Below are 1236 nucleotides of genomic sequence, written 5' to 3' on the forward strand. Positions count from 1 at the left end.
GGGGGCGCTCGATGGCGCGAGTTCCTGGTACGGGCTTGGCGGTTTTGGTGATCGGCGGGGGTGTCAGTGGCCTGACGACCGGGCTGGTGCTGGCACGGCGCGGGCATCAGGTGCGGCTGCTGGCGGCGAGCCCGGCCGAGCAGACGGTATCCACCGTGGCCGGCGCGCTGTGGGAGTTCCCGCCCGCGGTCTGTGGCCAGCATGGCAATCCCTTGTCCGTGGCGAGGTCCAAGGGCTGGTGTGTGACCTCCTACCAGGAATTGGAGCGGATCGCGGCGCTCGGACCGCAAACGGGGGTACGCATGGTGGAAGCCGACTTCTACTTCACCTCGCCGGTGCGGGCAGACAGGGTGGAGCGGACCAAGCTCGCGGAGCTGACCGCACTTTCGGAACGCGGAGTGCTCCAAGGTCTGCGGCCGCTGTCCCACGAGGAACTGACAGCCGTCCCTGCTACGTTCCGTGTGGCGGAGGGATATCGCATGGTGGTGCCAGCCATCGACACCCCCCGGTACATCCCGTGGCTACGGCAGACGGCGGTCGCGGCTGGGGTGGAAATGGTGAGCTCCGGCTGTGACGGTATACCGCAGCGGGTCACCGGTCCGCTCGTCCCTCAGGAGGCGGAGCTGCGCCGTGCCTTTGGCGTGGACGCAATCGTCAACTGCGCTGGGATGGGCGCGGCCGAACTTGCAGGTGCGGCCATGGTGCCATTACGCGGGCTGCTGTGGAGGGTTCCCCGAGCACTGTTCGCTGGCGGGACAGGTCCCGAGCGCGCTTATGTGATGGCCAAAAGCGATCACGCTCAGGACATGGTCTTCGTGGTGCCGCGGACTGATGAAGTGGTGCTTGGCGGCCTGGTCGAACCGTCCGAGTACGACACTTCTATCAGCAAGGAATATGAACCTGCGCGAGAAATGTTCGACAGGTGCCGGGCGTTCCTCCCGGAGTGGCTCGGCACCCTGAACCTCGAGGATACCCGTATCCAGCCCACTGTGGGGCTGCGCCCGTACCGGCTGGAGAACGTGTGCGTGTCACGCGACTACGGCTTCAACATCACCCACAACTTCGGGCATGGTGGGTCCGGTTTCAGTTTCTCCTATGGCTGCGCAGAGGAGGTGGCCGACTTGGTTGAATCTTACACCTCGCCCGCGTTGACCGCGCTCCCCAAGTCGCGCCCAGCCACACCAGTCGCCGGTGCTGTCACGTTGACAAGTGCCTGATCGCCTGACGGGGTGTCGG

The 1236-nt window shown here is 65.8% G+C and carries 1 protein-coding gene; it reads left to right on the forward strand.

Features of this window, described 5'->3' with window-relative positions; all coding sequences use genetic code 11:
- The first annotated feature begins 11 nt into the window (after window positions 1-11).
- On the forward strand, window positions 12-1217 hold the full coding sequence (locus ACZ7NC_RS45705; RefSeq protein ID WP_471498422.1) for an FAD-dependent oxidoreductase: 1206 nt from the start codon (window positions 12-14) through the stop codon (window positions 1215-1217).
- The last annotated feature ends 19 nt before the right edge of the window (window positions 1218-1236 follow it).

The sequence above is a fragment of the Streptomyces sp. NPDC111802 genome, from assembly GCF_055634335.1.

Bases quoted from the DNA above. Each gene is read 5' to 3' on its own strand.
- ACZ7NC_RS45705 (WP_471498422.1), top strand. From the start codon at position 12: ATGGCGCGAGTTCCTGGTACGGGCTTGGCGGTTTTGGTGATCGGCGGG.